The organism is Methanooceanicella nereidis, from assembly GCF_021023085.1.
GTDB classification, from domain to species: Archaea; Halobacteriota; Methanocellia; order Methanocellales; family Methanocellaceae; genus Methanooceanicella; species Methanooceanicella nereidis.
Map to the genome: position 1 here is coordinate 264,638 of NZ_PGCK01000001.1, position 20,060 is coordinate 284,697.

Below are 20,060 nucleotides of genomic sequence, written 5' to 3' on the forward strand. Positions count from 1 at the left end.
ATATTTTAAAATAAAGAAAAAAAGATTAAAAAATTATGCTATTATATACCACCTATCATCCAGCAATGCCAGTTTAAAGTAGCCTTCGATATTATAGACCTTAATAGGATACCTCTCGTATTGAGAACTGCTCCAGTGAACGGTTGCGATAGTGGTACCGCTAATATCGGACATGGTAACCTCGTCGACGTACACATACTGTACGTGCATCTTTTCACCTTTCTCTCCATAGGTATTTGCCATGTTCATGCTCAGCTGATCTCTGCCGGCCTTATCGAGAGGCACGTATTTTCCGCCGCTGTCAGACATCACGACCAGGTCGGCCGCCTTTTTAAAGTCTCCGGCGTCAAGGTCATCAAAGTAGCTTTGAACGGCCCTTTCGGGGGAACTGTTAATATCGTCAGGACCGTAAACGCTTTGTAGCTCATAGACCTCTGAGCCCTGAGCGCTGTCGACCTCATACTTTACCGGGACAGGGCATGACGGGTGCATGATATAGAATACGTTGACAGTGTACTCCTTATCCCCGTATCTCATCGTCTTTGAAGCGCCATACATCGAGCAGTCCTTGAAAGAACCGGCTGGAGTGGTGACATCTACGTTCTGGATGAACCTATATTCTGCTTCCAGGGTGTTCCATGCCGTATCCATGACCGTCAGGTTGAACGGAACGCTTATCTCGTCGATCTTCATTAGATTTTTACGGACGTCGGAGATAACCATCTTATTCGTCATGGTGCGCGGTTTATTCAGCCAAATGTCAGTTCTCGAAGAGCCGTTCTCGATAAGCTCTATAGTGCTCAGGCGGTCTCCGTCCGTCTCATGCATGCCGGTCAGTACCATAAGAGGCTTTTGCGTGATGTCTCCGCTTTCGTTGACCGTAAGGGTATATCTTGCCATGCTGAAACCGGAAGGTTCAAATACGTCCTTTCCGTAGAGCACTTCTCCAAGTTTTTTCTCGCCAGCGCAGCCAGATACTGATAATATTGCCGCTAAGACAATAACTGTTAAAATGATCTCGATCCTTTTTACCATTTTTACCACGACCATGATCAATCCTGAACAGTATTCCCGAGCAGCCTGGCGACCGCATATGCAGGGAATACTTTAGATATCTCATCCCCGTACTCCGCAGATAGCATCGTGAACGGGATATGCATTCCAAGAAGCGCATCCTTTGCGATGAATGACCCCTGGCCACAAATTATGGCCTTATTGAGCCCGTGGAGCTTTACAAGTTCATCGACCGCTTCTTTTAGCGTATCGACCTGATACGTATGGACCTGTCGTGCGATATCCATCACATCACCCATATCAAGCTCTTCAAGGTCACAGCACACCACCCTTGCGAGCCTCAATGCAGCGCCTTTGCTATCCTTGCTTCCGCAGTCGGGAGTGTCGCAGGTATACTCTTCCGGAGTTATGCGCTCCAGTAAAAGATATGCGTCGCCGGTTATAGCAAAAAGCTCGGAGGACGTTCTTACGTCCATATCCTTTATATTGACACGCTGCAGCAATGCCGCTATGTTGGTCCTCAGGGCTCCTGCGTAGATAAGCTCGTTATGCGCCAGCCGCTGGAAATCTGTCATACCTGCCGCTGGCAGGCTGCCTACAACAGGGATGATGTCCGTAGTAGTACTTCCGATGTCTATGAAAAGAATGTCTTTATGGACCATACCGACATATCTGGCTGACGCCACCCAGTTCGCGGCCGAGAATAGCTTATGGTCCGGCGTATCCCGGTAAAACTTACCGTCACTGCCATAAAAGACCGCGTTCTTGAATACTTTTTTTACTACGCTTGAAATATGTTCTATGCCTTCTTTTTTCGTAGGATAGCAATCTGCAAGCTCTCCGGTTATTGCCACGCCAACGGCATCGATGTCCCCGGCAGCTTCCTTTATCGATCGCAGCGTGCCTTCAAGGTCTGCTTCCTTCCAGAGCGGAAGGTATTTAGACATGGTGAATTTTCCATCAGAAGACGCTGCCTTTGTGTTCGCTCCGCCAATATCAATTCCAAGTATCATCGTAAATTCTCCAGGTCACGTTTTGTGAACGAGCAGTGCCCCGTCACGTTTACTTTTTTAGGCAATATCCCGAATCGCGCCCTGAGTATCAGATCCGCGATATTCTCATCCATCACCCGGGATATGCAAAGCACGGCAGTCGTAGGCCTCGGGTTGACATCGACGACATATGGCTTATCGCCGTAGACGATATCGACGCCAAAAAGCCCCCGGCAGCCCAGCATATGGCCGGCTTTCATCGCTATACTGAATATTTCATCTTTTCCGGGATGAGCATAAGGGGTCTCGTTCCCGTTATATTCGATAGTATCTTTAAAATCTATGAATTGCCGGTTCAGGGTTAGCGGTAGCATCGTGCTTCCGCCAATGAGAGAAACGCTCATATGGTCGCCTTCAATGTATTCCGTCGATATGCAACCTTCCTTTTCCGACGGACTCTCCGATAGGTATACGCCTTCTGATGCGCACCCATATCTTGGCTTTACCACACACTTAACGCCTTCCTCCCTGACTATTCGTGGCGCGGGTATCCCGTTATGGATAAGTGTCTCCGTAGTCTCCAGCTTATCCGCGCATAATCTTATGACAGACGAAGGGCATCCAAGATTTATGCAGTTCTCTTCAATTACCTTAGTGTATCCCTCGAGTATGTCGTCCGGGGCTATCACAAGGCCGCAGTCACATTCCCGGGACTGCCTTTCAAGATCGTCCTCAAAATCGTCCGGTATGAGAACGCTGCATCCTGCCTTCTCAAATGAGCTTTTAAGCGTGTTCAGCATTGCACGGCCTTCTTTTTGGATGGCCCCCTCCATGCCCGTGCAAACCGAATACTCCGCCAGTAATATTTTCATAATGACCTCAGATTAGATGGCTATCAGGTATAATAGATTTTGGGTTAAGGAATATAATAAAATAAGGGACCGTTTTGTCCGCTTGCTTCCGATAAACTTAATAGTACCGTATGCCGCGGTTTATTTTTTCTGCCGTCAGGTACGCATCGTACATGGCATATACCCATAATCCCAGAAATATGAAGATGCCAATGCATACGGATGTCAAAAGCCATGCCATGAGCGTGCCTATCACAAAAAGTATCCCGCGGTTAGTATCTCCGTTATAGATCTGGCCAAGTCCGGGCAATAAGAAAGACAGGACAAGGGCAAGTATAGGCTCCCTTCTACTTGTCGGCGCACAGGACGCCTTAGCCATCAAGCTCGCACAGTTTTTACAGGTAAACCTGTTACCTACCAGGACGTTACATTCTCCGCAAATCGGCCTGCCGCATCTGGAACACGTCCCGATGGCGCCTCTTTCGGGGTGGTTGATACATCGCATGCTATATCCCCTCTAAAAGATATGCTGCTATTTCATAAAATCAGCTAATATATATACCTTATCTACTCAAGCCCCTGTAGACCGCGTTACCTTATGATCTCGATAATAATATATCCTTTAGGACTACAATATGATTCCAATGACATACAGGATCCTTATCACAAACGATGACGGGGTCAACTCTTCCGGGCTCTATGCAGCCTACGAGGCCGTTAAGGGCCTTGGGGAGGTCACGATAGTCGCGCCTGCGACACAGCAGAGCGCCGTCGGACGCTCTATGACGCTTTTCGAGCCCCTCAGGATATCCAAGCACACCACGAATGGGATCCTGGCCTATGGCGTTAGCGGCAGGCCCACCGATGCAGTACTTCTGGGCATGTTCACTATCATGGACAAAAAACCCGACCTTGTGATATCAGGCGTGAACATAGGTGAGAACCTTAGTACCGAAGCTGTGACGACCTCCGGCACCATAGGCGCGGCACTTGAAGCGGCAAGCCAGGACGTCCCTGCAATAGCCGTGTCCATGAAGGTAGAGGACGAGGGCGACAAGTTCATGGATATGGACCACATGCGCGATTATTCCGTCACTATGAGCGTTATCAACAGGCTGGCGAAGTGTGTGCTCGAAGGCGCCATTCCTGAAGGCATAGACGTGCTGAACGTCAACGTTCCGTCAAGGGCTATGCCGGACACTGAAGTCGTCGTCACGAGCCTGGCAAGGAAGATGTATAACACTTGCATTCATCACAGGCACGACCCGAGAGGACGCCCATACTACTGGATCGACGGCACGATCATCGAGGATGCGCCCGAAGGTACGGACCTGCATACCGTTTTAAAGCTGAATAAAATATCCGTCACCCCGCTGTCTCTGGACCTTACGGCTAGTTCGTCAAGCGTTGAGCTGAAAAAAATGCTGGGACGCGCTTTCAATATATAAAATGCCGGGATGCTGTGATTTTTTTCTGCAAATGATACGTGGGCCTGTTATTACTTACCACTAAGCGCACGAAGGCGAACAAGGAACACAAAACTGCCAACCACTAAGCGCACGAAGGCGAACAAGGAACACAAAACTGCCAACCACTAAACGCACAAAGGCAAACAAGGAACACAAAACTGCCAACCACTAAGCGCACGAAGGCGAACAAGGACACGGTTTCCAACCACAAAGCGCACAAAGGCGAACAAGGAACACAAAGGACTTTTTTAGAAGATTAGCATATTTTAAAAAAAATTTTGTGTACCTTACTCGCCTTCGTGCGCTTAGTGGTTAACAATTAGTGAACCTTACTCGCCTTCGTGCGCTTCGTGGTTAACAATTAGTGAACCTTAGTCGCCTTCGTGCGCTTCGTGGTGAAAAACCGTGTCCTTGGTTGCCTTAGTGTTTATCTCATCGCATCGCGGAATTCCCGGTATATTTCGGACATCGTATAATACGATTCAAAGGATTCCGATAGCCTCCTGTATGCCCGTTTCTTTGCATACTCATCATCGATGAAGTCGATCCCGGGATAGTTGATCTTCATAAGGTATAAGCCCCCGGCAGGCGCCGCGGGAACGCCTTCCCTGTGTTCGCCGGGATCAAGCAGCATCTCCACCCATTCCGGCTGCTGCTCGCCGCTTCCCACCATCCGCAGGACGCTCACTATCTTTCTGACCATGTTCCATAAAAAAGAATTGGCTTCTATGTCGATAAAGAAAAAGTCGCCATGCTTTCTGATCCCGATATTTTTTACCATACGGACCGGGTCTTTTCCCGGCTCAAGTGTGGCAAAGTTCGTAAAATCATGGGTGCCGAGAAGCATTTCGGAGCACATAGCCATCGTCACTTCATCCAGGCCGGGAGCGTGCAGGATATACCTGTACTCCCTGCTCTCCGGGTCCCTCCGCGGGTCGAAACCGTCGGGCACTTCCGCCTTTGAATAAGACCATAGGTCTTTTGGCATCTTTGAGTTGATGATCCTCGGCTCCGCCAGCTTTATATCGGCAGGCTCGAACGCCGCAACCTGGCATAATGCATGTACTCCCGCATCGGTCCTTCCCGAAAGATATACCCGGGTATTTTCATTTATGGTCCCGGCCTCGACCAGTCCTTTTTTTAATTCTCCCTCCACAGTCCTTCGGTCAGGCTGGTACTGGGAACCGGAAAAATCAGTGCCGATATATGCTATCTTAATGGCGGTCTTCATCATCGTCACTTTTCATGGGTAAACTTCTTATCGCCTATAAGATATATGCCTATTATCAGAACCAGTAACAGCAAAGCCGTTAAGACTATGTCCTCCCACGGCCTCTGGTTTGCCCCGAAAACGAGGACACGCCTGATCACCGCGGTAAGTCCTACGCTGAGTATAAGCCTCGGGTCAAGCTGTCCGCTTTTTATATACTCTATCAGCGTCTGGATAAGCGCGGCGATGATAAGTATCACCAGCAGGTCTTCAAGCGCATTATCGATGCCGATGATGCTTGGAGAATGCATTATTAAATTCAACAGGTCGATGGCCACTATATAGAACGCAATAAGTGCCATTATCACCAGGAACGCGGTCACAGCAAGGTATATCCAAAACTGGACCCTCTCGAGTACCTGGTCGGTTATATAATCGATACGGGGATCCTTCAATGCAGCCATATTATCACTTTTGTGAAGATCTTTCAATCCTTATCTTTTTATCTCCTATATAGTATATAGCCACTACAAGTGCCACTATCAGAACAGCGGTTATGGCCATTTCTTCCCATGGGATCTTCTCCACGCCGAACACGAGCACACGCCTTATCATTGCCGTCAATCCCGCGCCCAGGATAAGCTTAAGGTCCAGCTGGTGGCTTTCGATATACACGATGACGGTCTGGATGAGCTCTGCTATGATAAGCGTCACAAGAAGGTCTTGAAGACCGTGGACTAGCGTGTTCATGCTGAAAGGCTCGAACATGAACTGAGCCATGTCCTTTCCCACAATAAAAAAGGACATGAGAGCCATTATGACAAGGAACAGCGCTACGAGCAGGTATATGGCCGACTCTATTTTTGCCAGCAGCCCGGCAATCGTTTCATTATACATAGAACCAGATGGGTTATTAGCCAGTAAGACCACCAGATAATATAGGTTCATGGGAATATATAATATGGTCGATATGGAAGTTATTTTGAAATAGCATCTTCTTCAGAGGCTTCCTTAAGATCGTACAATTCCAGGCAGGTATCCAGCTGCCTTAATGTCCCCACCGCTATTATCGTCATGTTTTCATTTAATTTCATGGAAGGGTCCGGGCTGGGGTAGAACTTATGGTCCTCGATAACGCCAAGGATCGTGCATCCGGACCGTGCCCTCATCATTGACTCCCGGATAGTTTTGCCTTCCAGCTTTGATCCCTTAACATTGAACCGCGATAATAATACGTCCTCGGAAATAGGGACGGCTCCCTCGAACTCGCCGCTCTCCACTATGCGTGCGAGCATTTGTCCGCCTATGGTCGAAAGTGACATCACGTAATCGGCCCCGGCACGGTATAATTTAGCCACCGATCGGTCAAGGTTCGCCCGTGATACGATATTGATGTGAGGGTTGAGGTTTCTGGCCAGGAGCGTAGTCAGCATGTTCTTGTCGTCGTTGTTAAGCGTCACGATAAGAGTGAACGCGTCCTCTATGCCGGCCTTGATCAATATATCCCTGTCAGTGGAGTTACCCACGACCTGTTCGACGCCGGGATATTCCTTGATGTCAATGACCGTATAGGGTATTTTCCGCTCATCGAAGCGTTTAGCGACTTCCTGACCCACATCGCCAAAGCCTGCGATGATACATTTCCCCTTCTTTGCAAAATTTTTTACCCGGGCCATGGTACTGATGTTCTTAAGCTGATCCATCGTACCCATGGCTACCAGGACCATGGACTCTCTTATGACCAGCTTTGGAAGCGGGTTCACCGTGAATTCTCCGTTCCTGAACACAGCGACTATCGTAGCCCCGGTCCTTTCCCTTATGCCAAGATCCATCAACTTTTTACCTATCATGGGATTATCCGGATATATCGGCAGTTTGCATATTTTCATGTCGCCGCCGATGTCCACGATATTCGTGACCTCGAGATTTATGGAGGATACCGCCGACGCCCCGATATTGATCCCCAGCATTTTCTTAGGGGATACGACAACGTCGGCTCCTGCGAACTCCAGGTAATGGGCCATGTCAAGGTTTTCGACAAGGGCGACGATGTAACATTTCGATAGCTGCGAAGCGGTCAATACAATCGCCGCGTTCTTTGGGTCCCCCGAATTGGCTATCATTGCGCTGGCTCTCTCGATGTGCGCCATTTTTAGGATATCCTCGTCCGACGGGTCCCCCTGTATAGCATAATAGCCCCTGCGCTGGAGCATTAGAACGTGATCCAGGGACTCGTCCACGACCGCGAATGGCTTTTCTTCCGACGCCAGTTCCTTTACCAGCGAATCGACAAGTGCGTTATAGCCGCAAATGACCACATGCTCCTTCATCCAGTCAGGAAGCCTGCTGACCGGAGACCTTATCCACTTTTCCATAATAGGGGTTACCAGCAATGGCAGGACTATCGCAAAAAATATTATGATGCCTGTGATTATCACGATCGTCGAAAATATCTGGCCTGCCTGTGTCATGGGTACGATGTCGCCAAATCCGGTCGTTGTCATGGTCGTGATGACCCAGTAAATCGCCGTTAAAAAATCAGGGTCCTGTACGTTAAAATCGTTTTTTAGCAGTAAAAATATCCTTGCGTATATAAGGACTATGGTGATTATGGCTATCGGGTACAACAGGTAACGCGACTTTAACGCTCTTCTCGAAAAGATCCCTGAAATCTTATGCATATAACAACAATAAATTAAACTTCACAATAAAAAAGCATTATGCGTGAGAGTGTACCCACGCATAACATAGGATAAATCGATCAGCGGTCTTACTCTGGCTTTGTCAGGAGCGCGGTCTTGGATAAGACCTTGCCGTCTGCAGCGTGAGGAGTCCTGAGGACAGAGTCCGTGGCCTTCTCGAGTTCCCTTGCTTCCTCGGCGAGCTTTGCAGCGTGCCTGAGCAGCTCGTGGGCGGTTGCGACTGTCGGGACGTACTGGTCCATCTCCTTCTGCATGAAGCAGCCCTTGAGGTCTACGTCTGCGACTTTCTCTGACATGACGAACGCTGCCCTTGCCTTGGCGACTGCGTACGGGTTCTTGTAGCCTGCGGCTGCGACAGCCTTCTCGTCGTCGATGACGATCTGCGGGAGAGCCGGGGTCTGGCCTGCGGCGTATCCTGCGATGACCTCGTCCAGAGCTTTCTGGATGAGCCTTACGACACCGGTGGCTGCGAGCACCTTTACGGCGTCCGCGTTGAACAGGACCATTTCGGTCGGGTCAAGGAACTGCCTGCGTGCTCCGATCATGGGGTCGCACTTGACGATGAAGTAACCAAAGCCCTTTGCTTTGAGATCGTCCTTGATCTTGAGTGCGGGCGGGTCGGATACTACGATGGTCGGGATGCCTGCTTCCTTGAGCATTTCCCTTGCCTTGGTCGGGCCCGGTACTGTGCAGTTCGGGCTGATGACTATGCAGAACTGTGGCTTGAAGTCGAGGATCGCTTTCATCTCTTCGGCCTCAGCTTCGCCCATCTTGGCGCCGGCTCCGACTGTCCTTACGTAGATGTCTCTGTCTGCACGCTCATCGAGGACCAGGTCGATAAACCTTGAGGTTCCGATGTTTCCTAATTTAACGATTCCTACTCTTACGGTCATAATAATCTTTATTCAATATGCCATAAAATCGATATATATCTTTCTGCCAAAACAAATATCCATGTCTGTTAGTGGCATGTACAGGTAAACTTTTTTATTGGTTTTACAGGCATACAGGTAAATATTCCAAATTAATTGGAATCATTCCGTAAATTAAATATAGTAGTGATAATTCCTACCTTTATCATGCCAGCGCATTTAATTATTGTTAAAATGTACGGTACGTAAAGGGTGCTATGTTCCGGGCGAACCCCAAATGTTAAAAAATACTAAAATCCTTTAATGGACTTTTTTTTGCAAATGATTAAATATCAAGCGATTATACAATAAGACTAGGGAGGTATTACTATATGGTAGGTCAATCTCCAGAAGATGAAAGGCTCAAGGGCGCCTTGGCATATGTTTTAACATGGTTAACAGGAATAATAATTTTGATAATAGCCGGTGACAGCAGGTTCTTAAAATTCCATGCAATGCAGTCAATCGTATTCGGCATTATCGTAACTGTTCTTGCAATGGTATTATCGGTAATATGCATCGGTGCCATAATAGGCCTGCTCGGATGGCTTTACAGCCTTTACGGCGCTTATGTCGTATATACAGGAAGGGAATTCCGCATTCCGTATATTGCAGACTTCGTCGAGAACAGCTTAATGAAGGCGTAAAACTTTCAAATAGATTATAAATTTTTTATTTCTTTTTTCTCATTTTAAGGCAATGCCTGTTAATTATGCTAAAAGATTTAAGCCATAAAGCCTAATTTGAGTGCGGATCTATATGGAATGCAAAAGAGTGCTGGGCATAGAGGGTACAGCATGGAGCCTTTCGGCTGCGATAGCAGGATGGGATAGAGTTTACGTGGAAGCATCAAATCCTTACGTCCCCGAGAAAGGCGGGATACATCCGATGGCGGCGGCGCAGCATCATGCCAACCATATAGGAGATGTCATAAAGGAAGTTTTATCCTCGGGCATAGATTTTGACGGCGTGGCATTCTCCCAGGGCCCTGGCCTGGGCCCCTGCCTGAGAACAGTGGCGACTGCGGCGAGAGCCCTCGCTCTTGCATATGATGTGCCGCTTATAGGTGTCAACCACTGCGTTGCGCACATAGAGGTGGGCAGGTGGCAGACCGGATGCTATGACCCCGTAGTGTTATACGTCAGCGGCGCTAACTCGCAGGTGCTGGCATACCGTGCCGGACGCTACAGGATATTCGGGGAGACGCTTGACATAGGGATAGGTAATGCGCTTGACAAGTTCGGAAGATATCTTGGCCTGCAGCATCCCGGCGGCCCGAAGATAGAGGCGCTGGCAAAAGAAGGGAAGCAGTATATAGAGCTTCCTTATGTGGTAAAGGGAATGGATCTTTCTTTCTCGGGCATGATGTCGGCCGCAAAAGATGCCGCGCAGCGATACTCGAAAGAAGATGTCTGTTTTTCATTACAGGAAAACTCTTTCGCGATGCTGGTCGAGGTCACCGAAAGGGCGCTGGCGCACACCGGCAAGAACGAGGTCCTGATAGGCGGAGGCGTCGGCGCTAACATGAGACTGCAAAAAATGCTCGAAGATATGTGCAATGATAGGGGCGCCAGGTTCTATGCGCCGCCGAGAAGGTATTTTGGCGATAACGGTTCCATGATAGCATACACAGGGCTTTTACAATTAAAATATGATATGACGCTTGAAGTTGAGGATTCGGCTGTAAACCCGTGTTACAGGCCTGACGAGGTGGATATCCCATGGCTTTAGAGGAGAGGAGAGGTGCAGAGGCCGTCGTCGAGATATTCGAGGATAAGGTCATAAAGACCAGGATCCCGAAGAGCTACAGGGTAAAGCAGCTTGACGAAAAGCTAAGAAGCGAGCGTACGCGCGCCGAGGCGAAGATAATGTCGGAAGCGCGCAGGGCGGGCATACCTACACCGATAATATATGATATCCGGAGGTTCTCGCTGGAAATGGAGAGGATCGCCGGCCCGCAGCTAAAAGCGGCCATAGATGAGGAAAAGGCAAGAAGGGCCGGCATACTTATCGGAAAGCTGCATAGCCGCGGCCTGATCCATGGAGACCTGACCACATCAAATATGATCGTAAAGGATGACAGGATATATCTTATCGACTTCGGACTGTCATTCTGGGATGAGACGCTGGAGGCGCGCGGTGTCGACGTGCACGTGTTCTATCAGACGATAGTCAGCAGCCACGAGAACCATGAAAAGCTCATGGAGGCATTCGCCGACGGTTACAGGTCATACTTCGATGGTGCCGACGATGTGCTAAAAAGGGTCAGGGAGATAGAGTACAGGGGCAGGTATAAGACCGAGACCCCTTAATATACAAATAGTCGCTCTTGATTTTTTAAGCATATCATTAAATCTTTTGTGACCATTATCATAAATAATGCTTTTAGAACTCGCCTTATTGGCCATAGGGCTTGTCTTGCTTGTCAAAGGTTCAGATATCCTTGTGGACTCTGCCTCAGATATAGCGCTCTCGAAAGGCATCTCCATAGGCGTGGTCGGCCTGTCGGTCGTTGCCATAGGCACGTCGTTGCCTGAGCTTGTTATAGGTATCGAGTCATCGCTGGAAGGATACGGAGATGTCGCGCTGGGTAATGTGGTAGGGTCGAACATAGCGAACATATGCCTGATACTCGGGATCTGCGTGTTAATAAGGCCGATAATAGCGGCACCCGGGGCGTTCACGGAGGATATACCGGTCACCATGGCAGCCGGATCGTTATTGCTGCTGTTATCGCTGGACAATGTCCTGAGCAGGGCGGATGGCATGGTATTGATCCTTGCCACGTTCATCTACTTTTTTTGGTTATTTAAGAAATCCTCCGGTGAAGGCCTTCTAAAAGAGAAAGAAGAAAAGCAGAAGATCAAGTTCATCAAGTATATCATGATAGTGATAGGGATCGTCCTGACGCTTGCCGGCGGCAAGCTTACCGTGGACTCTGCCATCATGATCTCCAAGAGCCTTGGGATACAGCCTTATCTCATCGCCATCACGGTCATAGCTATCGGTACGAACTTGCCGGAGCTTGCGACGGGCATCATCGCGTCATTCAAGAACAAAGGCGATCTGGCGCTCGGGAACAGCCTGGGTAGCATATGTGTCAACACTCTGCTCATCATGGGGATCTGCGCCATCATAAATCCCATAATCGTCCCCGATCAGATGGACATAATTTTTGCTCTGCTTTCGATCATATTGTTACTCCCGCTGGTAATAAGAGGTAACATCCTGTCGAGATGGGAGGGAATATTCTTATTGATCTTCTACGCGATCTACCTGGCATATAAGATCGTACTGTCGCCTGTAGCCCCGTAATATCTCATCGCATGACATAAGGACATACTTGACACGGTTGCCTTTTAATGTATAAGCAGGGTATGTACCGATCGCACTTAAAAGATCAAATCAACACAAAAATAGGAATGAACGCCCTTTCGGGCGCCATCATTTTACTTGAATTTTCTTATCGCTGCCAGGAACCCGATGGCGCATAGAACTGCTATCAGCTCAAATCCGGGAGTCGGCGTCGGGGTCGGGACAGGCGTCGCTGTCGCGGTCGCCGTCACAGTCGGCACCTCTGTGGGTTCCGGGGTCGGAGTTATCGTAGGCTCTACAGTAGGTGATGCAGCCGGAGTCGCTGTGGGAGATGGCTCCGGGGTCGGAGTGGGCATCTTGGCTGCGCTTTGAAGCTGATAATAGGTACCGTTGCTCGACTTTGCATAAACGCTTATCTCCGCGTATGAGCCGCTTTCGGGCGATATCAAAGACGTGCGCAGGCTGCCGTTCGCATCTGTCTCGGCATAGGTCGGGTCAAGCGTGCCTGCCGTCGTATGCATAGTGATGAACCATCCGGCGCCTACCGGATTACCCATATAATCGTAAACATAGACATTGATGTCGGATTTATACCCTCCGAGATATACGGTCCCCGGCTTTGCGGTTATATCTGCATAATATGGCTTTGCCAATAATATAATGCCGCAGGACGCCGTACTTCCCGGTGTCACGGTGAAGCTGTTAGACATTCCCTCGGAATGGTACGGGCTCCATGCATATGCCGTATAATTTCCGGCCGGGACGTTCGCGAATATGAAGAATCCTTCATTATCTACGGTGGTATTGAATTCATCATAGGCTATCGAAGTGTTTGTCGCATTTAGCAGCGTGACGCGTGTCTCTTCGGGGAGAAGGCCGACGTTCGTCGAGACTTTTCCTGAGACACTGCCGTTAGTAGGCGATTGTGCCGCGGCGGACGCGATAAAGAAATATCCGCATGCTAAAAGCGTAAATATGATAAGTATCATAGGGGCATACTTTCGCTTCATAATCATCAAATAAATTTAAACCACTTATTTATATAAGAATGTTTTTTAAACTTCAAGAAATATCGAAGTTATGTGACGAACTGATATTTTTTATGAATTCGAGTATATCCGCCTCGGAAAATATTCGATAGCTGCCCCGGGATAAGCATTTATATGCCCCTGCTGCGCTGGCGAACTTAATGCTATCCATAAAGTTACGGCCCGACAGCCGGGATTTTATAAAACCGGCGGCGAATGCGGCTCCTGCACCCGTAGTATCCACAGGTTCGACATCGAATGCGGGAAAATTCTGCACATTTTCTTTTTCTCGACAATGGAAGCAGCCTTTCTCACCCACGGTCACGATAGCGGTATCTTTATTGACATCGAATATCCTCGCTGCCGCCTCACCAGGGTCAAGCGAGAAAAGCCCGGATACGGTCTCACAGGCTATGACAGTGTTAAAAAGCCCCATATAAGGTATTGACGGGACGTTAAGGTTTAAAACCGTGGGGATACCTGTATCCCGTGCCGTTCCGGCCGCGATCCCGCTGTTTTTTCCATAGCACCCGTCAACGTACAGGTATTTTGAATCCTTTATTTCCTTTTCCTGTACTGGGATCTCTTCTTCAGGCGTGTTCTCGTGGAACGTAAGGGAAGAGCGGCGGCCGATGTCATCTATGATCACAAAAGAAATACTTGTCTTACCCATAGAAGGCGCTATCAGGTCGACTCCCATACTTTTTAATATCCTGCGGATATGCTCCCCCATGGCATCATCCCCGACAGGGCCTCCGCCGAGAGCCACCTTCAATCCCAGACCGGCCAGCATGATGGATACTATCGCCGCATCCCCGCCGACCGACATTTTATAATCGGTGGCGCTGGCCTGTCCGCTTTGGGGCCATGAGTACTCGAGCTTTCCCGATATGTCTAAAGATATGGCACCATAGCAAAAGACATCGTACATATTACCTTAATTGGCATTCATCTTTATTAGATAGTATCTATGAGGAGAGCGATTTTACCCAGCTCTGGAAAAACATCTTGGTAAGCATTATCATCGTCTTATTCGCGGTGTACAGGGCGTTTGAAAAGTTACCGGCAAGAGGAGGTATGTAAAGGAAGTCCGAATCGTCCGATATCGCTATGAACATGTTGTTCGCGTCTATCATGTCAATGGCATCCTTATATTTAGATAATTCCGTGCCCGGAGGAAGCTTCAGCTCTAATGCCGCCTTCATAATGGCCGAGGATGACATGACTTTAATATTAGCCCTATTCTTGCCGAATATGCCTTCAAGCTTGCTCTCCAGACCTTCATCATCCGAGATTATCATCAGGTTGACGCTAAAGTCCCTTCCTGCAAGTGATTCAATATAGGGTAGATAGCGGTCCGATGCTATGCAGGAGATATTCTCTTTGACGTTCTTAAACATGTCGCGGATCTTATAATCGATGGCGGCGTCACCGTAAAGTGACAGGAACGCGCTTTCGCCTTTCTCCTTTATTTTTTCCTTCTCCAGGGCTTTTAATTCCTCAAGAGCGTCTTCTGAAGCTCTTTTATGTATATCGAGCAGGATCTTTACGGCCATTTCCGGCGGTAATACTTTATATACCGATGGCTTGGTATCTGTCATTACCACAAGGCCCATTTCCTCAAGGCTCCTTAAGCTTTCATATACGCTTGGCTTCGAAATGTCCAGATATTCGATGATCTCCTTCGCCTCCGCATAGTCGTGGACGACGAGCGCGGAATATACCTTTGCCTCATATTCTGAAAGCCCCAGTGTCTTTAGGCCCCTGATAAGTTTAGTCGATATCCTGTTCATACCCATACATCGTAACGCAGTCAGTAGTTAAATAATTTACTACATACTCGTAAAATATATATACTTTTACGCCTTTTCTTCTATTTGTAGTAAAACAATTTACTACATTAGAATGGATCGCTTAGATTATCAGAGCGTTTGCCAGCCACATGGCAGGCAATATATTCATTCCGGAAAAACCCACAGGGGGTTTAAATATGGAAACCATAATCGAAACGAAGAACCTGACAAAATCCTACGGCAAGAACCGCGGGATAATCAATGTGAACTTGAAAGTAGGAAGGGGAGAAATCTTCGGTTTCCTGGGCCCGAACGGTGCCGGAAAGTCGACGACCATCAGGACTCTTCTGGATTTTATAAGGCCGACCAGCGGCAGTGCCACGATATTTGGCATGGACTGCCAGCAGGATACGGTCGCCATTAAAAACCGATTAAGCTATATCCCGGGTGACGTCAGCCTCTACGGGAACATGACCGGTAAGAGGTTCCTGGAATATTTTGGCAGTATAAGAGGAAGGTACGACGAAGATAAAGTTCGAGACCTGTCCGCGAGATTTGACATCGGCCTTGACCGCAAGATGAAAGAATACTCCAAAGGAATGAGGCAAAAAGTCGCACTGATACAGGCTTTCATGAACGACCCCGATCTCATCATAATGGACGAGGCGACCAGCGGGCTCGATCCGCTTGTGCAGCAGACGTTCAACGATGTGGTCAAAGAGGAGGTCAGGGACGGAAAGACCATCTTCATGTCATCACACATCCTTTCCGAGGTAGAGAAGGTCTGCGAGAGGGTGGCGATAATCAGGGAAGGCTCGATCGTTGCTGAAGAAAACGTCGAGGACCTGCGGAGGAAATCGGGCAAGGTCATAGAGGTAAAGTTTGCCGACAGAGTAGAGGAGGAATCCTTAAAAGCTCTCGGAATCGGTAACTTATCCAGGCATAACGGATATTACAGGATGACTGTCACGGGTAATATCCAGGAGACGCTTCAGGAATTAACTGCCCGAAAGGTAGCAGACATCAACATTCACCCCATGACTCTTGAGGATATATTCATGCAATATTATGCAGGAGGGAAATAATATGGCCGCAGTAGAGATATTTACGCAGACCGTGCGTGAAAAAGGAAGAGGAGCGGTCATTGCCGCGATCTTACTGTTACTATACGTGTTCTGGATAGGGACAATGTATCCGGAAATAAGTAAAGTCGGCGACCTTTATACCTCGATGCTGGAAAACCCGGCGATAAAGGCGTTCATCGGTGATGCCCTGGCGCCTATGACACAGTATGAAGGATTCCTCTCCATGGAGGTCTTCAGCTATATGGGCCTGGTGCTGGGCGGATATGTCGCGTTCATGACAGCGTCGTTCATCGCCGGGGAGATCGAGCATGAGACCAGCGAACTTCTGCTGTCATTGCCGATAAAAAGAGAAACGATAGTACTTTCGAGATATGCGGTGCTGGTGCCCGTTGCCATACTACTGTCAGGGGCGATATCTGTCGGAGCAGTACTGGGCGCACAGTACATCAACGAGAGCATCAACATGGGGACTTACCTGAACGTGACATTGTTCCTGACCGTGTTCATACTGGCGACAGCGTCCATATCCCTGTTCATATCCAGCCTGATGAGCGATAGTAAACAGGCGGCGCTCGCATCGCTGGGCGTGTTCATACTGATGTACTTTATGAATAACATCGGAGGAATGGTCACCAGCATCGATGCGATAAGGTCTCTTTGCCTGTTCCATTATATGGACATGACAGACATGCTGGTTAACGGCACGATGGACTGGGGCAACTTCGGTGTGCTCCTGCTTGTTGCAGTGGTGTTCCTGGTATTGTCGGTCATCGTGTTCAAGAGAAGAGAGATAAACACAGTCTGATCCTTAAACCTTCAACCACCCATTTTTCTTTTTTTATTCTTTGTATTTTTGTTATGAAGCGTTATTTGTTGGTTATTTCAGATGACAACACCCATAGGAAAGTCCATTAAAACAATCCAGGCCTCAGGAAGAACATCTGGCTGCCCATTATCATGGTCTTATTGTTAGTGTTCAGGGCGCTGACAGTATCCCCTTTTACCGGCGGCACATAAAGGAACTCCGAATCGTCGACGATAATGGTCGTAAGATTGGTATAATCGAACTGAGACATGACCTCGGAATATTCAGGAAGGGATTTTTGGTCCTGATGTGCCCTGTTGAACGCGGACATCTTTAACATTTCTGACGCCGACATGATACGATAACGAATGTCATCCTGTGAAAATACTTTCTCTATTCGCTCTTTAATTCCATTGTCGTCCGATATCAAAAGAAAGCTGATCTTTATGCCTTTGCCTGCAATCTCCTCGAGATAATGCAGGTACCTCTCCGGCAAGACACATTGAACGCTTTCTTTTGCGTTCCGAAGCATATCCGCCACCTTATACTCTATCGTCGTGCTGCCATATATGGACCATAATGTCCCGGACGGCCTCTCTTTCACCCTTTCTTTTTGTAATATGTCCAGATATCCGGATGCCTCCTCCGATGCGTCCAGATACGTGTCGGTCAGGAGTTTCAATGCGATCTTCGGGTCTACCGCCTGGTATAAAGCAGGCCGGGTATTGATCTGTACCACGATCCCGCGGTCCTCAAGTCCCCTGAGGCTCTCATATACGCTGGGCTTGGATATGTCTAAAAAGTCCAGTAGTTCTTTCGGCTCTGCCTGTCCGAACAGGACCAGCGCAGAATACACTTTAGCCTCTGACTCAAGGAGGCCGAGCGTCCTCAGTGAAGAGATGAGCTTTGGCGGTATACGCTTCATATTTTTTTATTTAGTGCATTTGGTTGTTAAATAGTTAACTATCATAGGTTGTTAACTACTTAACAACTAATTAGTAAACTTTAAATAGTTTGATGTTGTTTGATAATTTGTTGTTAAGTAGTTAACAACTAATCAAAAATAAAATACTGGCCCATAGAGGCCCTTAATTGATAGATAACTAAGTCCATGGGGGCTTAAAAATGGAAACTGTGATCGAGACTAAGAACCTGACAAAATCCTATGGCAAAAACCGCGGCATAATCGATGTGAACATAAAAGTGAACAAAGGAGAGATCTTCGGGTTCCTCGGCCCGAACGGTGCCGGAAAGTCGACGACAATAAGGACGTTGCTTGACATCATCAGGCCGACATCGGGTTCCGCTACGATATTCGGGCTTGACTGCCATAAGGACGCCGTGGCCATTCACTGGCGCCTGAGCTACGTGCCGGGCGACGTCAACCTTTACGGCAACATGACCGGTAAGAAATTCCTCGAATACTTCGGCAGCGTAAGAGGCAGTTACGACGAAGATGAGGCTAAAAAGTACGCTGAAAAGTTTGATGTGAACCTTAACCGGAAATTAAAGGAATATTCAAAAGGCAACAGGCAGAAGGTAGCCCTCATTCAGGCATTTATGAACGACCCTGACCTGTTGATACTTGATGAGCCAACAAGCGGCCTGGACCCCCTCATACAGCAGACATTCCTCGAAGTGATCCGTGAGGAAGCATCTAATGGAAGGACAGTGTTCATGTCATCCCACGTCCTTTCGGAAGTGGAAAAAGTCTGTGACAGGGTGGCGATCATCAAGGAAGGAAAGATCGTCGCGCAGGAAAGTATCGGGGACCTGAAAAAGAAATCGGGCAGTGTGCTCGCTGTAAAGTTCTCTGAGGAAGTAAGACCTGAATCGTTTAAGATCGACGGCATTGCAGGAGTATCCAGGTTAAACGGGTCCTACAGGATGACCGTGACAGGCAACATTAGAAAAGTGCTTAAAGAGATATCGGACCATGATGTCGAGAGCATCGCCATCCAGCCGATGAACCTCGAGGACATATTCATGCAATATTATGCGGGAGGGAAGTAAATGTCTTTCAACATATTCAGGCAGAGCATTAAGGACAAAGCAAGAGGGGCAATAATAGCGACATTGATAATATCAGGGTTCGTCTTTTTCATGGGCTCGATGTTCCCTGAGGCAAAGAAAATGAGCGGCGCCTATGACGAGATGCTCCAGAACCCCGCTTTCAAGGCGATGATAGGGGATAGCATAACGAGCCTTTCTACCTTTGAGGGGTTCATGTCAGCTGAGCTTTACAGCTATATGGGTTTGATAATAGGCTGTTATGTCGCATTCCTTACAGCGTCGTTCATAGCCGGAGAGATAGAGAACAGGACAGCTGACCTGTTATTATCCCTGCCTGTGAGCAGAGCTGGCATAGTTATATCAAGGTACATGGCCCTGATACCGGTCGTTACGCTTTTCGTGCTTGGCCTGGTGGGTTCGGCAGTTATCAGCGCCGCCTATATCAATGTCCCTGTAGACATCGTGTGGTTCGCATATGCAGGCCTGTCCTTTATTATACTTGGACTGGCCACCGGGGCGATATCAATGCTTGTATCGAGCTTCCTGAGCGACAGCAAGCAATCTGCTATAATATCCATAGGCATCTTTGTGCTGATGTATTTCACGGAGACAATCGGTTCGATGTCATCGAGCCTGGATACGATAAGCGTGCTGTCAATATTCCACTACGTGGATACTCCCGCAATGCTCATATCTCATACATCTAACCTGGCGGACCTGGGTGTGCTGGTCGCAATGACGATCCTGATACTTGCCTTAGCGGTCTTAAATTTCCAGCGCAGGGATATTAATTTTGCATAAGGGTTAAAATACCCTTATCAGCCTTTTTTTCTTTATTATCAAATATTTTCAGTGAGCTCTCGAAAGCCATA

22 protein-coding genes are annotated in these 20,060 nt (G+C 48.2%); 9 read left to right on the forward strand and 13 right to left on the reverse strand.

The features are described from left to right. Nucleotides 1–33: 33 nt before the first annotated feature. The 4 genes from CUJ83_RS01460 to CUJ83_RS01475 form a co-directional block, all read right to left on the reverse strand. Nucleotides 34–1,035 (reverse strand): hypothetical protein, encoded by a 1,002-nt coding sequence (locus tag CUJ83_RS01460; RefSeq protein WP_230739771.1) that lies wholly within the window; start codon nucleotides 1,033–1,035, stop codon nucleotides 34–36. A 17-nt stretch (nucleotides 1,036–1,052) separates the two neighbouring features. Next, nucleotides 1,053–2,027 carry a hydantoinase/oxoprolinase family protein gene (locus CUJ83_RS01465; RefSeq protein ID WP_230739773.1) on the reverse strand — a complete coding sequence of 325 codons (975 nt, stop codon included), beginning with the start codon at nucleotides 2,025–2,027 and terminating at the stop codon, nucleotides 1,053–1,055. Beyond that, on the reverse strand, nucleotides 2,024–2,878 hold the full coding sequence (locus CUJ83_RS01470) for an ATP-grasp domain-containing protein (protein WP_230739774.1): 855 nt from the start codon (nucleotides 2,876–2,878) through the stop codon (nucleotides 2,024–2,026). The genes CUJ83_RS01465 and CUJ83_RS01470 overlap by 4 nt, the downstream gene beginning before the upstream one ends. A gap of 97 nt (nucleotides 2,879–2,975) precedes the next feature. Further along, nucleotides 2,976–3,362, reverse strand: a complete 387-nt coding sequence (locus tag CUJ83_RS01475; RefSeq protein ID WP_230739776.1) for a hypothetical protein — start codon at nucleotides 3,360–3,362, stop codon at nucleotides 2,976–2,978. Nucleotides 3,363–3,501: 139 nt separating this feature from the next. On the opposite strand from CUJ83_RS01475, the gene surE reads away from it, so the two are divergent. Continuing rightward, nucleotides 3,502–4,305 carry a 5'/3'-nucleotidase SurE gene (surE, locus tag CUJ83_RS01480; RefSeq protein ID WP_230739778.1) on the forward strand — a complete coding sequence of 268 codons (804 nt, stop codon included), beginning with the start codon at nucleotides 3,502–3,504 and terminating at the stop codon, nucleotides 4,303–4,305. 448 nt (nucleotides 4,306–4,753) lie between these two features. Here surE and truA read toward each other — a convergent pair whose 3' ends face one another. The 5 genes from truA to CUJ83_RS01505 all read right to left on the reverse strand — a co-directional run bounded on the left by truA (nucleotide 4,754) and on the right by CUJ83_RS01505 (nucleotide 9,131). Further along, complete coding sequence (gene truA, locus CUJ83_RS01485; RefSeq protein ID WP_230740173.1) at nucleotides 4,754–5,560, reverse strand: tRNA pseudouridine(38-40) synthase TruA; 807 nt, start codon at nucleotides 5,558–5,560, stop codon at nucleotides 4,754–4,756. A gap of 2 nt (nucleotides 5,561–5,562) precedes the next feature. Further along, nucleotides 5,563–6,000, reverse strand: a complete 438-nt coding sequence (locus CUJ83_RS01490; protein ID WP_230739780.1) for a phosphate-starvation-inducible PsiE family protein — start codon at nucleotides 5,998–6,000, stop codon at nucleotides 5,563–5,565. 4 nt (nucleotides 6,001–6,004) lie between these two features. Further along, nucleotides 6,005–6,433, reverse strand: coding sequence for a phosphate-starvation-inducible PsiE family protein (locus CUJ83_RS01495; protein WP_230739781.1), 429 nt, complete (start codon nucleotides 6,431–6,433; stop codon nucleotides 6,005–6,007). Nucleotides 6,434–6,513: 80 nt separating this feature from the next. Continuing rightward, entirely contained in the window at nucleotides 6,514–8,217 is a 1,704-nt protein-coding gene (locus CUJ83_RS01500; RefSeq protein ID WP_230739789.1) for a potassium channel family protein, read from the reverse strand. 89 nt (nucleotides 8,218–8,306) lie between these two features. Further along, nucleotides 8,307–9,131 carry a F420-dependent methylenetetrahydromethanopterin dehydrogenase gene (locus CUJ83_RS01505; RefSeq protein WP_230739799.1) on the reverse strand — a complete coding sequence of 275 codons (825 nt, stop codon included), beginning with the start codon at nucleotides 9,129–9,131 and terminating at the stop codon, nucleotides 8,307–8,309. A 350-nt stretch (nucleotides 9,132–9,481) separates the two neighbouring features. Here CUJ83_RS01505 and CUJ83_RS01510 point away from each other — a divergent pair, with 350 nt between their 5' ends. From CUJ83_RS01510 to CUJ83_RS01525, 4 genes are all read left to right on the forward strand, one after another. Next, entirely contained in the window at nucleotides 9,482–9,796 is a 315-nt protein-coding gene (locus CUJ83_RS01510) for a DUF4870 domain-containing protein (protein ID WP_230739800.1), read from the forward strand. A gap of 112 nt (nucleotides 9,797–9,908) precedes the next feature. Then, nucleotides 9,909–10,880, forward strand: coding sequence for a bifunctional N(6)-L-threonylcarbamoyladenine synthase/serine/threonine protein kinase (locus CUJ83_RS01515; protein ID WP_230739801.1), 972 nt, complete (start codon nucleotides 9,909–9,911; stop codon nucleotides 10,878–10,880). Next, nucleotides 10,871–11,461 carry a Kae1-associated kinase Bud32 gene (locus CUJ83_RS01520; protein ID WP_230739802.1) on the forward strand — a complete coding sequence of 197 codons (591 nt, stop codon included), beginning with the start codon at nucleotides 10,871–10,873 and terminating at the stop codon, nucleotides 11,459–11,461. The genes CUJ83_RS01515 and CUJ83_RS01520 overlap by 10 nt, the downstream gene beginning before the upstream one ends. A 67-nt stretch (nucleotides 11,462–11,528) precedes the next feature. Continuing rightward, a complete protein-coding gene (locus CUJ83_RS01525) occupies nucleotides 11,529–12,464 on the forward strand; it encodes a calcium/sodium antiporter (protein WP_230739803.1) in 936 nt (311 codons plus the stop codon). Between the two features lie 134 nt (nucleotides 12,465–12,598). Here the strand turns inward: CUJ83_RS01525 and CUJ83_RS01530 are convergent, their stop codons facing one another. Genes CUJ83_RS01530 through CUJ83_RS01540 form a run of 3 tightly spaced genes read right to left on the reverse strand, consistent with a single transcriptional unit; the run spans nucleotide 12,599 to nucleotide 15,285 of the window. Beyond that, nucleotides 12,599–13,474, reverse strand: coding sequence for a carboxypeptidase-like regulatory domain-containing protein (locus tag CUJ83_RS01530; protein WP_230739805.1), 876 nt, complete (start codon nucleotides 13,472–13,474; stop codon nucleotides 12,599–12,601). A 52-nt stretch (nucleotides 13,475–13,526) separates the two neighbouring features. Continuing rightward, complete coding sequence (locus tag CUJ83_RS01535) at nucleotides 13,527–14,423, reverse strand: carbohydrate kinase family protein (protein WP_230739807.1); 897 nt, start codon at nucleotides 14,421–14,423, stop codon at nucleotides 13,527–13,529. 37 nt (nucleotides 14,424–14,460) lie between these two features. Continuing rightward, nucleotides 14,461–15,285, reverse strand: a complete 825-nt coding sequence (locus CUJ83_RS01540; RefSeq protein WP_230739809.1) for a TrmB family transcriptional regulator — start codon at nucleotides 15,283–15,285, stop codon at nucleotides 14,461–14,463. A 197-nt stretch (nucleotides 15,286–15,482) separates the two neighbouring features. On the opposite strand from CUJ83_RS01540, the gene CUJ83_RS01545 reads away from it, so the two are divergent. Both CUJ83_RS01545 and CUJ83_RS01550 read left to right on the forward strand, forming a co-directional pair. Continuing rightward, complete coding sequence (locus CUJ83_RS01545) at nucleotides 15,483–16,370, forward strand: ABC transporter ATP-binding protein (RefSeq protein ID WP_230739811.1); 888 nt, start codon at nucleotides 15,483–15,485, stop codon at nucleotides 16,368–16,370. A gap of 1 nt (nucleotide 16,371) precedes the next feature. Continuing rightward, nucleotides 16,372–17,175, forward strand: coding sequence for an ABC transporter permease (locus CUJ83_RS01550; protein ID WP_230739813.1), 804 nt, complete (start codon nucleotides 16,372–16,374; stop codon nucleotides 17,173–17,175). Nucleotides 17,176–17,281: 106 nt separating this feature from the next. On the opposite strand, the gene CUJ83_RS01555 is transcribed toward CUJ83_RS01550, so the two are convergent. Further along, complete coding sequence (locus tag CUJ83_RS01555) at nucleotides 17,282–18,100, reverse strand: TrmB family transcriptional regulator (protein ID WP_230739815.1); 819 nt, start codon at nucleotides 18,098–18,100, stop codon at nucleotides 17,282–17,284. Nucleotides 18,101–18,300: 200 nt separating this feature from the next. Here CUJ83_RS01555 and CUJ83_RS01560 point away from each other — a divergent pair, with 200 nt between their 5' ends. Together CUJ83_RS01560 and CUJ83_RS01565 are read left to right on the forward strand one after the other, a co-directional pair. After that, nucleotides 18,301–19,188: an ABC transporter ATP-binding protein gene (locus tag CUJ83_RS01560; protein ID WP_230739817.1), complete on the forward strand. Its 888-nt coding sequence runs from the start codon at nucleotides 18,301–18,303 to the stop codon at nucleotides 19,186–19,188. Then, entirely contained in the window at nucleotides 19,189–19,989 is an 801-nt protein-coding gene (locus CUJ83_RS01565) for a DUF2705 family protein (RefSeq protein ID WP_230739819.1), read from the forward strand. It abuts the gene before it with no gap. Nucleotides 19,990–20,060 lie beyond the last annotated feature (71 nt).

Excerpts from the sequence above, each read along its gene's own strand:
- CUJ83_RS01460 (WP_230739771.1), bottom strand. The coding sequence starts at position 1,035 with ATGGTAAAAAGGATCGAGATCATTTTAACAGTTATTGTCTTAGCGGCA.
- CUJ83_RS01465 (WP_230739773.1), bottom strand. The coding sequence starts at position 2,027 with ATGATACTTGGAATTGATATTGGCGGAGCGAACACAAAGGCAGCGTCT.
- CUJ83_RS01470 (WP_230739774.1), bottom strand. The coding sequence starts at position 2,878 with ATGAAAATATTACTGGCGGAGTATTCGGTTTGCACGGGCATGGAGGGG.
- CUJ83_RS01475 (WP_230739776.1), bottom strand. The coding sequence starts at position 3,362 with ATGCGATGTATCAACCACCCCGAAAGAGGCGCCATCGGGACGTGTTCC.
- surE (WP_230739778.1), top strand. The coding sequence starts at position 3,502 with ATGACATACAGGATCCTTATCACAAACGATGACGGGGTCAACTCTTCC.
- truA (WP_230740173.1), bottom strand. The coding sequence starts at position 5,560 with ATGATGAAGACCGCCATTAAGATAGCATATATCGGCACTGATTTTTCC.
- CUJ83_RS01490 (WP_230739780.1), bottom strand. The coding sequence starts at position 6,000 with ATGGCTGCATTGAAGGATCCCCGTATCGATTATATAACCGACCAGGTA.
- CUJ83_RS01495 (WP_230739781.1), bottom strand. The coding sequence starts at position 6,433 with ATGTATAATGAAACGATTGCCGGGCTGCTGGCAAAAATAGAGTCGGCC.
- CUJ83_RS01500 (WP_230739789.1), bottom strand. The coding sequence starts at position 8,217 with ATGCATAAGATTTCAGGGATCTTTTCGAGAAGAGCGTTAAAGTCGCGT.
- CUJ83_RS01505 (WP_230739799.1), bottom strand. The coding sequence starts at position 9,131 with ATGACCGTAAGAGTAGGAATCGTTAAATTAGGAAACATCGGAACCTCA.
- CUJ83_RS01510 (WP_230739800.1), top strand. The coding sequence starts at position 9,482 with ATGGTAGGTCAATCTCCAGAAGATGAAAGGCTCAAGGGCGCCTTGGCA.
- CUJ83_RS01515 (WP_230739801.1), top strand. The coding sequence starts at position 9,909 with ATGGAATGCAAAAGAGTGCTGGGCATAGAGGGTACAGCATGGAGCCTT.
- CUJ83_RS01520 (WP_230739802.1), top strand. The coding sequence starts at position 10,871 with ATGGCTTTAGAGGAGAGGAGAGGTGCAGAGGCCGTCGTCGAGATATTC.
- CUJ83_RS01525 (WP_230739803.1), top strand. The coding sequence starts at position 11,529 with ATGCTTTTAGAACTCGCCTTATTGGCCATAGGGCTTGTCTTGCTTGTC.
- CUJ83_RS01530 (WP_230739805.1), bottom strand. The coding sequence starts at position 13,474 with ATGAAGCGAAAGTATGCCCCTATGATACTTATCATATTTACGCTTTTA.
- CUJ83_RS01535 (WP_230739807.1), bottom strand. The coding sequence starts at position 14,423 with ATGTACGATGTCTTTTGCTATGGTGCCATATCTTTAGACATATCGGGA.
- CUJ83_RS01540 (WP_230739809.1), bottom strand. The coding sequence starts at position 15,285 with ATGAACAGGATATCGACTAAACTTATCAGGGGCCTAAAGACACTGGGG.
- CUJ83_RS01545 (WP_230739811.1), top strand. The coding sequence starts at position 15,483 with ATGGAAACCATAATCGAAACGAAGAACCTGACAAAATCCTACGGCAAG.
- CUJ83_RS01550 (WP_230739813.1), top strand. The coding sequence starts at position 16,372 with ATGGCCGCAGTAGAGATATTTACGCAGACCGTGCGTGAAAAAGGAAGA.
- CUJ83_RS01555 (WP_230739815.1), bottom strand. The coding sequence starts at position 18,100 with ATGAAGCGTATACCGCCAAAGCTCATCTCTTCACTGAGGACGCTCGGC.
- CUJ83_RS01560 (WP_230739817.1), top strand. The coding sequence starts at position 18,301 with ATGGAAACTGTGATCGAGACTAAGAACCTGACAAAATCCTATGGCAAA.
- CUJ83_RS01565 (WP_230739819.1), top strand. The coding sequence starts at position 19,189 with ATGTCTTTCAACATATTCAGGCAGAGCATTAAGGACAAAGCAAGAGGG.